Raw genomic sequence first — 14,493 nt, 5'->3', positions numbered from 1 at the left:
TACGTAATTTAAGGGTTTTCATGTACTTATATTAACAATCAAAACTCAAGGAAAATAGTCCTTAGTTAAATCAAACGACACTTCATGTCGTGTCGCTTATATCTCTGACCTGAAGGACTGAGTTTTAAGCTCCATTTGATAAAATTTAACGGTTGTCTTTAAAGAGAAAACTCCATAATATTTTTATTTTTTTCAATTTTATAAAAACTTTTATTAAATCAATATTTATAAGACACTTTAAAGATGAAACAGATCTTCATCCTGCTCACTTTAGCCTTAAGCTCTCAGAGTTTTGCCCAACTGGTTCAACTCAATACCAGCCAATTTGAAATAGAATTTAACCTCTTACAGAAACAAAAAGGCTATAACAGCCAGATTAAGAGTAATGGCTACATCCACGAAAAATTTTTAGTCACTGGCAAATCGATCATTGATGAACGTGAGTCGTTCAAGATGACAGGCTATTACAAAGCAGATGATGGCCGTGATAACATGTATTCAATTTCAGAATATCGTGTGTATTGTGATGACCAAAGCTTTGGTTTTGCACTCATGGACTTTGAAGCAGACGGTCAAAGACTGTACTAACCAATGAGAGTGATTATGCCTTTGACTATGAAGATCCCACTCCACGAGACCGTGAGTTTAGTAAAGTCCTCAAAAATGCCTGCAAACACGCCTCACTTAAATGATCAGAGCCATGCAGCATTGGATCAGTTAAGCACTGCGAAACACGAAATAGACACATCCAAAAAGGCATAAACCTGCCCACAAATAGTCCAACTTAAAGGGTTGTTTAAAAAGGAAAATCATAAATGGAACGAAGACCAATAGCGTCACGACTTCTTGTGTGATTTTCATTTGACCCAAAGACCACCCATGTTTGGCCAACAGTCGCGTTGCTGGGATCATAAAACTATATTCGAGTAATGCTATAGCCCATCCAAATAAAATCGCTTGCCAGAGCGGCGCATCATGTAGAAATTTCAGATGTCCATACCAGGCCAAAGTCATAAAACAGTTGGAGATAATCAATAAAAATAGGGCAAGTGACATAAGCAATCAAGATCGCAAAAAATTGCGCTTATTGTACGTTTTTCATCATGATTTCGCGCCTATTTTCCGTGTTTTTATCCTCAAGAAAATTGCGTACATTTGATCAGTTACGTGCTCAATCTTTTTGCACGATCTCATACAAAAAAATCTATCTTTTCGCTAAGACCCTTGCTATGGTTGCTCTCAAATGAAATTAACCTTTTCAACCAAATCTATAATGACAACACCACAATAACAAAGTGATGTGTCGATAAAAGCAGTGGAGTTAGAACGAATGCATCTGCATATCTTGGGTATTTGTGGCACCTTTATGGGTTCATTGGCGCTCTTGGCGCGTGATTTAGGACATAAGGTGACGGGTTCAGACCAAAACGTTTACCCACCAATGTCTACCCAATTGGAAAATGCAGGCATTACCTTAATGCAAGGCTATGACCGTAGCCACCTTCAACCACACCCAGATCTCGTGATTGTCGGCAATGCAATGAAACGTGGCATTGATGCAGTGGAATACATGCTGAACGAAGGCCTGCCTTATATTTCTGGCCCACAGTTCCTTGCAGACCACGTGCTACAAGGTAAACATGTCTTAGGTGTTGCAGGCACCCATGGTAAAACGACAACAACGACCATGCTCGCTTGGGTCCTCGATCAAGCAGGTTTAGAACCAGGCTTTTTGATTGGCGGTGTGCCATTGGGTTTCACTGAGAGTGCACGTTTAGGCGGTGGAAAATACTTCTGTGTAGAAGCCGATGAATACGATTCTGCATTCTTCGACAAACGTTCGAAGTTCGTGCATTATCATCCAAAAACGGCGATTTTAAATAACCTTGAATTTGACCATGCCGATATCTTCGATGACTTGGCGGCGATTCAAAAGCAATTCCATCATCTGGTTCGTACTATTCCAAGTGAAGGCCGTATCATTGCGCCCATCACAGAGACAAATATTGATGAAGTCTTGGAAATGGGCTGCTGGACACCTGTAGTGCGTACATCTTTAGATGCCAATGACAAATCTGAGCTGTATGCAGAGCAATTGTCTGCTGACGGTTCACATTTCAAAGTGCTTCAGCATGGTGTCGTGAAAGGCGAAGTCAAATGGAATATGACTGGGCAACACAGTGTAGCCAATGCTTTGGCAACCATTGCTGCGGCTGAACATGTCGGTGTTTCGATTGAAACGGCGTGTGAGGCGCTTTCGAACTTTGGTGGTGTAAAACGTCGTATGGAACTTTTGGGTACCGTACGTGGCGTTGAAGTTTATGACGACTTTGCACATCACCCAACTGCAATTGATACCACACTGGAAGGTGCACGTAAGCGCTTGGGTGAACGTAAGCTTTGGGCGGTAATCGAGCCACGTTCTAATACCATGCGCATGGGTAGCCATAAAGATGGGCTTGCACATTCTGCACGCTTAGCAGATGAAGTGATTTGGTATCAACCTGAAGGTTTGGATTGGGATTTACAACCTGTGATTGAAGCTGCTGCGAATAAAGCTGTGGTGGCTCGTTCACTGGATGAGATCATTCAAACCATCGTAAGCGAGGCAGGCGAGGGCGATGCTGTGGTGATTATGTCGAATGGCGGTTTTGGTGGTTTACATCAGAAGTTGATCAGTGCATTAAAAGCCTAAACCCACTAGATAAAATAAAAAAAAGCCCGCTGCGCGGGCTTTTTTTTTATTCACACTCAGCTTAAAAATAATGCTGATAGCCTCGGTTTTTATAGCCAGAATCCAGCTTAACCGGCTGTTCAACATTTTCTAACCTTAACAATGTCGTTAAGAACGCCTGAATTTGTTCCGTATTGAGCAGGTCTGGTTGAAAGCTTGAATGTCCAAAGCGCTGGAACAAACTGGCAATTTCACTATGTCGATTGACATATTTCATCGACCATTTTGAAAAATCGATTTGATCGATACTTTGATCAGGATAACGCACAATATCCTGATGCCGCGTATCTTGCATAATATGCTGAAAAAGCTGTTCGAGTGCCGCTTGCTCACCTTGCAGGCATTGGAAGAACCGGCCTTCTGCATAGTACAGCACGCCAAAAATATTTTTTTCAGTATTAAAGCTGCGGGCTCTCACCAAAATATCACTTAAATCTTGTATTAAATCAAATTGTTGTTCTACACGTGTACTGGCATAACAGAGTTGTATCATTGTGTTTATTCTTAAAGTATTTGCACGATTTTAACGTAGAAAGCGCTATAGGATGAGTAAATATTTGTATATTTTTTAATCAAATGTGCTTTTTAACTTACAACACAAAACCAAGATCACGTATACCGATATCACCTTCATTTTTTTAAACTCATACATATTAAAACAATGAAATTATTTCCATTTGAAGATGAATAAAGAGGCCTACCATGCTCAAGAATTTACTCATTTTTTTATCGATCACTTGTGTATATTTTGCTGCCTTGATCATACTGAATAATTTTGGCGTTTCAGATTTTTTTAATGTCGTTATTTGCTCATTTATTTTAGGAATAACACTGCGTACTGCGATTCCTCACTATCTCATTTATTTACTAATGATGATGACTATTGGCAGTATTTATTTTGTACTGAATGACTTTGCATTATTAAATATCATGTGTTTAAGCTTGGTTTTAGGAATATTGATCTGCTCGATTTTGTTCCAATTGTGGCCACATATCGTCAAAACACCATCAACGCTGTTGAAAATCAAACTCAATTGAGCACCACTCATTTTTTAAACTTTCATACAGATAAAAACGCCCGCATCGCGGGCTTTTTTAGGCTTGAACATCGGCTAATGTCTGGTCTCGACGAAACATCACCTCTACATAAGAACAGGTTGGAATAATTTTTAAGTGTTTCTCACGAGCGAACTCCACCAAATGATCCAATAACACACGAGCAACCCCTTGCCCACGTAAGGAATCATCTACCCACGTGTGATTTGCCACAATAGTGTGTTCATCACGCCATAAGTAACTAATTTCTGCGAGGCGTATACCCTCAGCATTTAACTGAAAAAATTCACCTTTTTGACCGTTATCTTGATGTTGCATAGTCACTGTTTTTTCTTCCTTTTTATGAAAAAATACACCGTGTAACAAACGAGAAAGTGATCGGTACAGAACTTAAACGACCTATATTCAACTGTAGGTGATAATAAATCCGTACACCTTTCACATTAATTAAAAAACAATTAAATCACACTTGCCGGATATTTTTATTATGGACCTTTATCTTGTCGCTATCTTTGTATTGCTCATTGCTGCAGCATGCTTGGTTGTATCGCTGTATAAATCACGATCTTAATTCAACTTCACAACTAGATTTCAAATAAAACAGCCTGATTGCAATACCATCAGGCTGTTTTTTTTATTTATCCAAATGATTAATTCACATCACGCTATACAATTTAGCGTATTAGCGCAGAACATCACGAATCGATTCATCTTTATCAAATACAGATTTTGCAAAAGGGCAGAGCGGAATAATTTTCACGTTCTTTTCCCGAGCAAAATTCACTGCTGCATCGAGGAGATGTCGTCCAACACCTTGTCCTCGCAAGCTATCACTGACATCGGTATGATCAATAATAAATTTATCATCGCCTGCCCATGAGTAAGTCATCTCTGCCAAACGTTCCCCATCTTGCTCAACAAAAAAAGCCCCTTTTTTTTGATCATCATCTTGTTGTACAAACATCTTAAATTTCCTCCATTTTTTTATAAATTGGCATGTAATGCAGGTCAACTCTGTTGTTTTTGTATTAATTTAAACCGCATGCACAGGGCTTAAATCGGTTCCTGCTTGTGTATAGAGCATAGTAAAATAAGCCACTTTATTTATTTGAAGACACTCATGCCTGGCTCTCCCTCCGAAACGGCTTCTTCTGGCTCATGGACTGCTGTGATTGCTTTGGCTTTCGCAGCATTTATTTTTAATACCACTGAATTTGTACCAGTCGCTTTACTCAGCGATATTGGCAAAACCTTTAGCCTAGCCGCAACCGATGTCGGCATCATGATTACGCTCTATGCATGGGTGGTTGCACCGATTTCCTTACCGATCATGTTACTGACCAAAAATATTGAACGTCGCTCGCTCCTGATTTGCTTATTTATGGTGTTTATTATCAGCCATGTTCTGTCGTATTTCGCATGGAGCTTTAATACTTTATTGCTCAGTCGAATTGGCATTGCTTTCTCGCATGCACTTTTTTGGTCAATTACTGCATCGCTGGCGGTTCGTGTTGCACCGAAAGGCAAAGAATTTCAAGCCTTGGGGCTTTTGGCCACAGGCACGGCTTTGGCGATGGTTCTCGGTATTCCGTTTGGGCGTATGGTTGGAGAAGTCTATGGTTGGCGAAATACCTTTGCTCTGATTAGCATTGGCGCCAGTATCGTTTGCCTGATTTTAGCCAAAACGCTGCCAATACTGCCGAGTTTGAACTCAGGTTCGCTGAGCAGCCTAAAACAGTTTATTCGCCGTCCAAGCTTAATGATGGTCTTTGCATTAACCATTATCGTAATTAGCGCGCAATTTACCGCATATAGCTATATCGAACCGTTCTCGCTCAACATTGCTGCATTCAGCTCCATGCAAACCACCACGTTGTTATTAATCTTTGGTGCTGCAGGCTTTCTGGGATCTTATCTCTTTGGGAAATTTGGTGGGAAATATCCTAAAGTTGCAATTCCTTTGAGTACAGCCACACTGGCTTTATCCATGCTGCTGTTGCTTCCTGTTTCTTTGAGTTTTGCAGGTGTGAGTGCGGTGTGCTTATTGTGGGGCATGAGTATCATTGGATTTAGTCTCGCATTACAGTCAAAGACGCTGCATCTCGCATCCGATGCCACAGATGTCGCCATGGCTATCTATTCAGGACTTTATAATGTCGGCATTGGCGGTGGCGCACTCTTGGGCGGCATGGTCAGCGCACATTTCGGTTTGAGCTATATTGGCGTGATCGGAGGAATCATCGCCGTGATCGGCACACTTTTAGCCTTAGCGTTAGTACACCGTGGTGATTTTAACCCTCCTGTGGCACATTAAATGAATTCGCAAATTGCCGATTGCACTTTGTACTAAAAACTGTCATGCTTTGCCGCATATTTGGACAGTGTCCAAAACAAAATTTGAACAAGGGGAGTAGCCTCCTCCAAACGTAAACCTTGTTTTACGTGTCAGAATATCGTCATTACACTTTGCAAAAAGTCGGTATCTGAGCATCGCTGCTGCAAATCATTACAGTACGATGTAGGCAAGACCTTGATCATGTTGTCTCAGGCGTTTTATTTCGTCTGGCAACTGGTCGAGGTTTTTTTATGGCTGGTTGTTAGATGTGGAGAATACACATGGAAACGATTGGCTCATTATGGCTATATCTGGCATTTTTCGGTTTAGTCACCATCATGCTACTCATCGACTTTTTAGGCTTTAAAAATAACAAAGGCCAAGAAATCAAAGTCAAAACCGCTGCCTATTGGAGTATTGCATGGGTCTCTGTGGCTACCTTATTCGGTGGTGCACTGTGGCTCTACTTACAGCAAACCGCTGGTGTCGCTGTTGCAAACACCAAAGTCATGGAATATTTCGCTGGTTATCTGCTCGAAAAATCACTCGCAATTGATAACGTTTTTGTTTGGCTCATGATCTTTGCTGCCTTTGCCATTCCACCTGCTTTGCAGCGTAAACTGTTGCTCTACGGTGTCCTCGGCGCAATTGTACTGCGTACCATCTTTATTTTTATTGGGGCATGGTTCGTTCAAGAATTCTCTTGGGTACTGTACTTCTTCGGTGCGTTCTTGGTGTATACCGGCTTTAAATTCCTTAAGGGTTCAGACGAAGACGACAAAGATATCGAAGATATGGCGATTTTGAAGTGGCTACGTAAACACATGCGTATTACTCCTCAAATGCATGAAGATAAATTCTTCGTTCGTCAAAATGGTGTCTTGTGGGCAACGCCGCTCTTTTTAGTGTTGATCTTGGTTGAAGCATCTGACGTAATTTTTGCGGTTGACTCAATCCCAGCAATCTTTGCGGTTACCTCTGACCCGTTCATTGTACTGACGGCAAACTTGATGGCGATTTTGGGTCTACGTGCTATGTTCTTCCTCTTGTCTGGTGCTGCATCGAAAATGCATTACTTACCGTATGGTCTGGGCATTATCCTCGTGTTTATTGGCGCTAAAATGCTGTTGCTCGATGTGTTCCACATGCCAATTTGGATTTCACTCGGCTTTATTGTAGTGACCTTAGCCATCACTGCGTGGTTATCGATCCGACACAGCAAGAAGTACCATGAAACCACACTATAAAACGCTTAGATAAATAAAAGCCTTCTTTTCCAGAAGGCTTTTTATTCTGACACGAAGCCATGAACTAAGCTTTAGGCGTCATCAAGAGTTTGAGTTTCGGCCAGCGTTGTAAAAATTTTTTTTGCTGCACACGCTGCAAAAAAGTCGCCTGACTGACTAAACGTGGGTTCCAGCGGACATTTAACTCAAATAAATCATCTAAACCCAAAGGAGCAATCAGCTGTATTTGTTGTTGATGTCGCTGTGACCAAATCAAATTACGAACCACGCCTGCAGCCAAATAAGCCTGTGTATCTATGGCATACAGGGCATGTAAAATCTGCATGATGCCTTGATGCTGAAATAGGTCATGTTTTAATTGGTCTGAATAGCTCATGTTCACTAAAGGGTTCATTATCGTTTTTTAAAGGGCGCTCTTGAGATCAATATAGCAAGCGTTGCGACTCATGGTCTTTATTCATTCATCGATGCAATGTATACAGCTCAATGCTTTTGTATTATTCAAATCAAATACAATGAACAAAAAAACAGAATCACTTATAAACAACTGTTCTATTTTTTAGAACACATTTTCACAAATACTCTAACGGTATTTTGAACCAAATTGGGCTACAATCAACCGAAAAAATTCTAAACTGCAGGTATGTCATGTCTTCTGTTATCGCATCTACAGCGATCCGTGGTCGCTTTCTAGATATTCAGAATACAGTTGCCCAAGCACGTGAAATTCACGACCAAGTGCGCTATTTCGAAGATGGTTTGCTAATTACGCAAGCCGGAAAAATTCAATGGTTCGGTCCATGGTCTGAGGGCCAACACCATCTCCCAGATCAGGTTGAAGTACAGCATTATCCTGATCAATTGATTGTTCCGGGTTTCATCGATACCCATATTCATTATCCACAAACGGAAATGATGGGGGCTTATGGTGAACAGCTATTGGAATGGCTCGATACCTATACCTTTCCAACTGAAATCCAATTTGAAGATCCGGCTTATGCAGAGCAAATTGCACAGTTCTTTGTAAACGAGTTACTCAAAAACGGAACCACAACAGCTCTTGTTTTTTGTACCGTTCATCCACAATCGGTCGATGCTTTATTTAAAGCTGCAGAACAGCATCAGATGCGCTTAATTGCCGGTAAGGTCATGATGGATCGACATGCCCCTGAAGCATTATGTGACACTGCAGAGAGTGGCTATAACGACTCCAAAGCACTCATCAAAAAGTGGCATGGCAAGGGCCGTAACCTGTATGCCATCACGCCTCGCTTTGCCCCAACCTCAACGCCTGAACAATTGGCACGGGCAGGGGAGCTAAAAGCCGAGTATCCTGATGTCTATGTACATACGCATTTAAGTGAAAATAAAAATGAAATCGCGTGGGTCAAATCATTATTCCCTGAGCAAAACGGCTATTTGGACGTTTATCATCATTATGGTCTGACCGGATCACGTTCCGTGTTTGCGCACTGCGTACATTTGGAAGATGCCGAGTGGGAGTGTATGCATCAGACCAACTCTGCAATCGCGTTTTGTCCAACCTCGAACTTGTTCCTAGGCAGTGGTTTATTTCCATTAAAGAAAACATGGGAAAAACAGGTGAAAGTCGGCTTAGGCACAGACATTGGCGCAGGCACCTCATTTAACCAACTACAAACCATCAATGAAGCCTACAAAGTTCAACAACTTCAAGGCGATAAACTGTCCGCATTTGAAGCGCTGTACCATGCCACTTTAGGGGGAGCAAAAGCCTTAGATCTAGAGGACAAACTTGGAAACTTTGATTTGGGCAAAGAAGCAGATTTTGTGGTGCTCGATTTAAATGCCACGGCTTTACAAGCCTTACGTCAACAACGTGCCAAAAATCTGGAAGATGCTTTATTTGCCCTCATGCTGATGGGTGATGATCGTAATATCCATGCCACCTATGTGTTTGGACAATGTGCGTATGTCAAAGCATAAAACGGCTCGACCGAGACGAAAAACAGCGTTGAAAATTGGACTGATTGCCGTCGCTTGTCTGTGCTTACTCAAGCGTGACAGCACTTCCAAGAAAAACTGATTACATTTTCAACGGCAAAAAAGATGCATCTGCGAGCCAGATGTATTAAAATTGGTTCATCTTTAGAGGTGTTGCAAGTCAACACCTTTTTTATTTTTTTGATTTGCTTTTTTAGGTATCTACCCATGTCTGTTCAAATGAGCGTACTGATTTCCACTGAAGAAATTCAAGCTAAAGTGAAAGAGCTTGGCGCAAAAATTGATGCACACTATGCTAACAGCGACAAAGAGTTGGTGTTAATCGGTCTTTTACGCGGTTCTGTTATTTTTATGGCTGACCTTTGCCGCGCAATTTCAAAACCGCATGAACTCGACTTCATGACCGTTTCAAGTTATGGCGGTGGGACCGTATCTACTCGTGATGTAAAAATCTTAAAAGACTTAGACGGCGACATTAAAGATAAAGATGTCTTGGTGGTTGAAGATATTATCGATTCAGGAAATACCTTAAGCAAAGTTTTAGAAATTTTACAGACGCGCAATCCAAATTCAATCGAGCTTTGTACTTTGGTTAGCAAGCCTTCACGTCGTGAGATTGAACTCGAAGTGAAATTTTTAGGTTTTGAAGTCGAAGATAAATTTATCGTAGGTTATGGTCTGGACTATGATCAAAAATATCGTCACATTCCATTTATTGGCGAAATTGGTCTCTAAGCAAGATCAGATACTTAAGAGTGGCCTAAGGCCACTTTTTTTTATTTTTTGGTTTTTTTTGAACAAAAAAACAACAGTTTTTTGCATGTTTAGGCTATAGCTCAGCGCAGTTTTGATTAAAGATAAAGATTGAACAAGTCGTAAAAAACAAATACATGATAACAAAAGGAGAGTTACTATGTGGTCACTCATTGTTGCGATTGTTGTTGGTTTTATTGCTGGTTTAATTGCACGTGCGATCCATCCTGGAGATGACAAAGCCGGTTTCATCATGACCACCATTCTCGGGATTGCAGGTTCCTTACTTGCGACCTATGGCGGACGTTTATTAGGTCTATATGGAGAAAATTCTGCTGCAGGATTTATCGCTTCCGTCATTGGTGCGATCATCGTGTTGTTTATCTATAACCTTGTAACGAAAAAAACCCGCGTCTAATTTTTATAGCGCCATTAAAATACCCGCCTGTAGACGGGTATTTTTTTATTTATATTTTATTCATGACGTACAGCTGAAATTATTTGATCTCTTTTAACATCGATTCTAATTCAGCAGCAGGGTAAGCACCGGTTAAGATCGAACCATTGGCAAATACGATTCCCGGTGTACCACTTAGTTTTAAGCTTTTAGCTAATTTTAAATTTCGATCAATGGGGTTTGCACAACTTTTCGCTGACTTCGGTTGAATTCCCTTATTGATTAAATTATCCCAGGCCATAACAGGGTTTGACTCACAAAAAATCTGCTTAGATGGCGCCAACGACTGCGGTTTTATCGCTGTGACAAAAGTATAAATGGTCACATCATTGAGTTTTGCCAGCTCTACTTCAAGCTTCTTACAATATGGGCAATTTGGGTCAGAAAAGATCGCGATTTGGCGCTTCCCATTCCCCCTGACTGTTTTAATCGCATCTTGTAATGGAAGTTTATTCCACTCAGTTTTTTGCTGACTGAGGATCAATTGTTTGGTCAGATTTTTTTGATCTTTTAAACGAATCATAGAACCTGCGATCACATAATCCGCATTTTCACTCAAATACAAAACTTGATCTTCAACAAAGCCACTATATATGCCCGGCATTTCGGTACTTTGAATATTTTCAATTTTTAAACTGGGGTGCTTTTCTGCCAAGAGCTTTTGAACCTGTGCCGCATCTGCTAAAGCAAAAGTCGAAAGGGTGGTACTCAACGCCAACGCACATACTTTTTTCAACATAGACAGAACTTCAACATTTAATTGATTGAGCATTCTAAGCCCTAACGTGTCAAAGTTTTGGGCTTTTTTCAGTTCATTACGCAATAGCTACATGCCGTTTCACGTGGAACATATTAAGCTGCATCAGGTGAATTAATTTCAACAGACACATGTACAATTTCTTCATGAATCGACAGCGCTTGACGCACTTCATCTGCGCTCAATGCCTGACTGGTTTCTAAGGCCACAATACATGAAAACTGACCTTTACCCACTTTCCATACATGTAAATCAGTTACATCGACGTCGACAGGTAATTGCATTAAAATCTCTCGAATCTCATCAACGACAGGGTGATCCATTTCCGCATCCAGTAATGTTTGTCCAGTTTCTTTCATCAGCCCAATGGCCCACTTACCAACAAGTACCGCACCAACAATCCCCAATAGCGCATCTAAAAATCCCCAGCCCATCCATTTTCCAGCAAATAAAGCCACAATCGCCAACACAGAAGTCACCGCATCAGCAACCACATGCATGAAGGCTGCTTTCTGATTGAGGTCGTGATGATGATCATGCTGCTCCTCATGGCTATGATGGTGATGGTGATGGTGATGGTCATCATGCAATAACCAAGCACAGATCAAGTTCACCACCAGACCTAAAATCGCAATAGGGATTGCTTCGTTATAATGAATTTGGACCGGGTTGAATAAGCGTTCCACCGAATGAAAAGCCATAAATGCAGCAACGACCATCAATAATATCGCGCTGCTATAGCCCGCTAAAATTTCAATTTTCCAAGTTCCAAAGCTAAAACGAGCGTCTTGGGCATAGTGGCGTGCCGCACGATAGGCAAAATAGGCCAAGCCTAATGCCAACATATGTGAACTCATATGCCAACCATCAGCCAATAATGCCATCGAATTAAAAATCCATCCGCCAATAACTTCTAACAACATCATGACTGCCGTTAAAATAGTGGCAATTAAGATCCGTTTTTGTGCGAGTGGATTACCTTCATCAAATTGATGATGATGAATTCGGATGGATGGGGAAGTTTTCATTAGGTTCTATGCTTAAATATACTCCCCCATAGTATATTTATTTTCTGGAGAAAGTGTTGAGTCATTTACATCAGGACAAAAAGATTTTAAATCGGGTTAAACGTCTACAAGGTCAGGTCAATGCGGTTGAACTGGCTTTACAGCAACCCGAAGCAGGGTGTATTGAGGTATTACAACAGGTTGCGGCCATCAAAGGTGCTGTAAATGGATTAATGAATGAATTAATCGAAGCACATTTACGCCATCATGTATTGCCTCAAGATGTTGAAATCAATGAAGCAGAACTGGAAGAATTTGTAAAACTGCTTAAACGCTATGGATAACGTTACAACTGTGATTTGACCATGGAAAACAATCGGCATTAAACTGAGTCCATATATTCTTCTTTCTCATACAGCACAATATTGACCCTATTGGCTGTACCTCTGCGACTTTAAAATGACCACATCTCCCTCTTGGCGACCGTTTATCATGGTGAGCCTTGCACTCTGTATGGGCACTATTGGTACAGCGCTAGCTAGTCCTCTGTATCCCATTTATCAACAACTTTGGGGACTGCTGCCGAGTCATATCACCTATATCTTTGTTGCCTACATGTTTGGTTGCCTAGCGACCTTGCTGTTTTTAGGTCGTACCAGTAACAGTTTTGGTTTTTTAAGAACCCTGCAAATCGGTATGGCGTGCATCATCTTAGGTTTAAGCTTATCAGTGTTTGCCAGTAATGCACTGTGGTTATCTATCGGTCGCTTTATTATCGGCATTGCCTCGGGTTTAATTAGTACCTCAGCTATGCTTGGCTTGGTCTATACCATTCCTGAACAGCATAAAAATAATGCACCGCAGCTGAGTTCAATCATTACCGTGATTGGTTTTGGTCTTGGCCCATTTATTGGTGGGGTGATTGCCCAATTTTCGGAACAGCCTTTAGTCACCCCTTATATCCCTGTGATCTTTGGGGGGTTGGCGTGTCTAATAGGGTTATTTTTTATTCGCACACCGAATTTTGAGCCGCAGCCTTTTTCAGTGGCACCACATTTGGAATTGCCTGAAAAGCGTGATCATTCACGATTTTATATCGCTGGACTGACTGCCTTTTGTGCCTTTGGCTCCTTCAGCTTATTTGCATCACTCGCACCCTCTTTCGTCAAAGATGCGATCCCATGGCATGGCCCTTTGGTCAGTGGTAGTGCCATTGCAAGTATCTTGCTGGTTTCCGCTGTCGTGCAATTTATGGCGAAATCGATTCCTTCTGCAAAATGTGTCAATGCCGGCTTAATGGTATTAATACTGAGCTATGCGCTCCTTGCGCTATGTATGACCCAACATTGGAGCGCATTGTTTTTTATTAGCGATATTTTAGTGGGTGTCGGTCATGGTCTGGGGCTTTTAGGCGCATTTGGCTTAGTTCATCAAATGACCAACAATCAAAACCGTGCTGCGGTGATCTCGACCTATTTATTTATTGGATATCTAGGCACCATTATTCCAATTATTGCGGCCGGTTATTTATCTGATCATTTTGGTTTAATCACAGGGGTACTGGGCTTTTGTATTGGTGTCGGCTTGCTGTGTTTATATTTACTGTATCAAAATTTATCGATGAAGAAATTTACAGTATGAAACCCTTAGATACGATTAATTTTCTTCTCTATACATCCATGCCTGTTCAGGAGGAATTTCATCTATTTGATCCTGAATGTAAAAAATCAAATTTTTAGTTTTTGATATTGCGGTCATTTTTTTATAGTCAACCTGCATTTCAGGATCTTCTTCCCATTGTTTTAAAAAGGATTCTTTGGGATTCTGTTCGGTTGTTTCATGAAAATAAACCACACCACCATCAGATGTTTGTGGATCATGGTTGCCATCTAAAGATAAAATTTTGACATGAATAAAATATGCTTTTAATTCAGAATTTGTATCTTTAGTAGCGTTAGCAAGATTAGGATCTATATCCATTTGATGCTGAGTTTGTATCTGTGTTGATGTTGCAACATCATCAACAGAAGTTAAAGCGTAAGCGTCCGCTGAACACACCTTATGAATTCATCCTATAAGCCTTAATTTAGTCCCCACTTAGAAACAAGTGGGGACTTAAATTTATGACTACAAATAATCAGACATCCATCGCATCTCTTGCGAA

At 41.0% G+C, this 14,493-nt stretch carries 18 protein-coding genes; 10 read left to right on the top strand and 8 right to left on the bottom strand.

Annotation, left to right across the window (positions count from 1 at the left end; all coding sequences use genetic code 11):
- The first annotated feature begins 243 nt into the window (after positions 1-243).
- Positions 244-588 carry a hypothetical protein gene (locus FTU17_RS15220; protein WP_228157220.1) on the top strand — a complete coding sequence of 115 codons (345 nt, stop codon included), beginning with the start codon at positions 244-246 and terminating at the stop codon, positions 586-588.
- 129 nt (positions 589-717) lie between these two features.
- Here the strand turns inward: FTU17_RS15220 and FTU17_RS15215 are convergent, their stop codons facing one another.
- Positions 718-1,056, bottom strand: a complete 339-nt coding sequence (locus FTU17_RS15215) for a DMT family protein (RefSeq protein ID WP_078189529.1) — start codon at positions 1,054-1,056, stop codon at positions 718-720.
- 274 nt (positions 1,057-1,330) lie between these two features.
- Here FTU17_RS15215 and mpl point away from each other — a divergent pair, with 274 nt between their 5' ends.
- Entirely contained in the window at positions 1,331-2,695 is a 1,365-nt protein-coding gene (gene mpl, locus FTU17_RS15210; protein WP_180106614.1) for a UDP-N-acetylmuramate:L-alanyl-gamma-D-glutamyl-meso-diaminopimelate ligase, read from the top strand.
- A gap of 61 nt (positions 2,696-2,756) precedes the next feature.
- Here the strand turns inward: mpl and FTU17_RS15205 are convergent, their stop codons facing one another.
- Entirely contained in the window at positions 2,757-3,227 is a 471-nt protein-coding gene (locus FTU17_RS15205) for a BLUF domain-containing protein (RefSeq protein ID WP_180135936.1), read from the bottom strand.
- A gap of 209 nt (positions 3,228-3,436) precedes the next feature.
- Here FTU17_RS15205 and FTU17_RS15200 point away from each other — a divergent pair, with 209 nt between their 5' ends.
- On the top strand, positions 3,437-3,772 hold the full coding sequence (locus FTU17_RS15200) for a hypothetical protein (protein ID WP_180135934.1): 336 nt from the start codon (positions 3,437-3,439) through the stop codon (positions 3,770-3,772).
- A gap of 57 nt (positions 3,773-3,829) precedes the next feature.
- On the opposite strand, the gene FTU17_RS15195 is transcribed toward FTU17_RS15200, so the two are convergent.
- Together FTU17_RS15195 and FTU17_RS15190 are read right to left on the bottom strand one after the other, a co-directional pair.
- Positions 3,830-4,114 (bottom strand): GNAT family N-acetyltransferase, encoded by a 285-nt coding sequence (locus tag FTU17_RS15195; RefSeq protein WP_180135932.1) that lies wholly within the window; start codon positions 4,112-4,114, stop codon positions 3,830-3,832.
- Between the two features lie 358 nt (positions 4,115-4,472).
- Positions 4,473-4,778, bottom strand: a complete 306-nt coding sequence (locus tag FTU17_RS15190) for a GNAT family N-acetyltransferase (protein WP_347269446.1) — start codon at positions 4,776-4,778, stop codon at positions 4,473-4,475.
- A gap of 132 nt (positions 4,779-4,910) precedes the next feature.
- Between FTU17_RS15190 and FTU17_RS15185 the strand changes: the two genes are divergently transcribed.
- Complete coding sequence (locus FTU17_RS15185) at positions 4,911-6,104, top strand: sugar transporter (RefSeq protein ID WP_180135930.1); 1,194 nt, start codon at positions 4,911-4,913, stop codon at positions 6,102-6,104.
- A gap of 302 nt (positions 6,105-6,406) precedes the next feature.
- Positions 6,407-7,372: a TerC family protein gene (locus FTU17_RS15180; protein WP_180005553.1), complete on the top strand. Its 966-nt coding sequence runs from the start codon at positions 6,407-6,409 to the stop codon at positions 7,370-7,372.
- A 64-nt stretch (positions 7,373-7,436) separates the two neighbouring features.
- On the opposite strand, the gene FTU17_RS15175 is transcribed toward FTU17_RS15180, so the two are convergent.
- Positions 7,437-7,748: a nucleotidyltransferase family protein gene (locus FTU17_RS15175; protein ID WP_180005554.1), complete on the bottom strand. Its 312-nt coding sequence runs from the start codon at positions 7,746-7,748 to the stop codon at positions 7,437-7,439.
- A 272-nt stretch (positions 7,749-8,020) separates the two neighbouring features.
- Between FTU17_RS15175 and guaD the strand changes: the two genes are divergently transcribed.
- The 3 genes from guaD (at position 8,021) to FTU17_RS15160 (ending at position 10,526) form a co-directional block, all read left to right on the top strand.
- Complete coding sequence (gene guaD, locus FTU17_RS15170) at positions 8,021-9,337, top strand: guanine deaminase (RefSeq protein ID WP_180109496.1); 1,317 nt, start codon at positions 8,021-8,023, stop codon at positions 9,335-9,337.
- A gap of 225 nt (positions 9,338-9,562) precedes the next feature.
- Complete coding sequence (gene hpt, locus FTU17_RS15165) at positions 9,563-10,090, top strand: hypoxanthine phosphoribosyltransferase (protein ID WP_078194457.1); 528 nt, start codon at positions 9,563-9,565, stop codon at positions 10,088-10,090.
- 178 nt (positions 10,091-10,268) lie between these two features.
- Entirely contained in the window at positions 10,269-10,526 is a 258-nt protein-coding gene (locus FTU17_RS15160) for a GlsB/YeaQ/YmgE family stress response membrane protein (protein ID WP_078189516.1), read from the top strand.
- Between the two features lie 79 nt (positions 10,527-10,605).
- Here FTU17_RS15160 and FTU17_RS15155 read toward each other — a convergent pair whose 3' ends face one another.
- Both FTU17_RS15155 and dmeF read right to left on the bottom strand, forming a co-directional pair.
- Positions 10,606-11,304, bottom strand: a complete 699-nt coding sequence (locus tag FTU17_RS15155; RefSeq protein ID WP_180135938.1) for a DsbC family protein — start codon at positions 11,302-11,304, stop codon at positions 10,606-10,608.
- 113 nt (positions 11,305-11,417) lie between these two features.
- Complete coding sequence (dmeF, locus tag FTU17_RS15150; RefSeq protein ID WP_180135928.1) at positions 11,418-12,350, bottom strand: CDF family Co(II)/Ni(II) efflux transporter DmeF; 933 nt, start codon at positions 12,348-12,350, stop codon at positions 11,418-11,420.
- Positions 12,351-12,406: 56 nt separating this feature from the next.
- On the opposite strand from dmeF, the gene FTU17_RS15145 reads away from it, so the two are divergent.
- On the top strand, positions 12,407-12,673 hold the full coding sequence (locus FTU17_RS15145) for a metal/formaldehyde-sensitive transcriptional repressor (RefSeq protein WP_180009138.1): 267 nt from the start codon (positions 12,407-12,409) through the stop codon (positions 12,671-12,673).
- Positions 12,674-12,788: 115 nt separating this feature from the next.
- Positions 12,789-13,970 carry an MFS transporter gene (locus FTU17_RS15140; RefSeq protein WP_257223641.1) on the top strand — a complete coding sequence of 394 codons (1,182 nt, stop codon included), beginning with the start codon at positions 12,789-12,791 and terminating at the stop codon, positions 13,968-13,970.
- Positions 13,971-13,985: 15 nt separating this feature from the next.
- On the opposite strand, the gene FTU17_RS15135 is transcribed toward FTU17_RS15140, so the two are convergent.
- On the bottom strand, positions 13,986-14,387 hold the full coding sequence (locus tag FTU17_RS15135) for a hypothetical protein (protein WP_180135926.1): 402 nt from the start codon (positions 14,385-14,387) through the stop codon (positions 13,986-13,988).
- Positions 14,388-14,493: the final 106 nt, after the last annotated feature.

The organism is Acinetobacter sp. YH12070 (assembly GCF_013419625.1).
Lineage (GTDB): Bacteria > Pseudomonadota > Gammaproteobacteria > Pseudomonadales > Moraxellaceae > Acinetobacter > Acinetobacter amyesii.
Note: the sequence above shows the minus strand (reverse complement) of the source record. Positions and strands in the feature narration are given on the sequence as shown.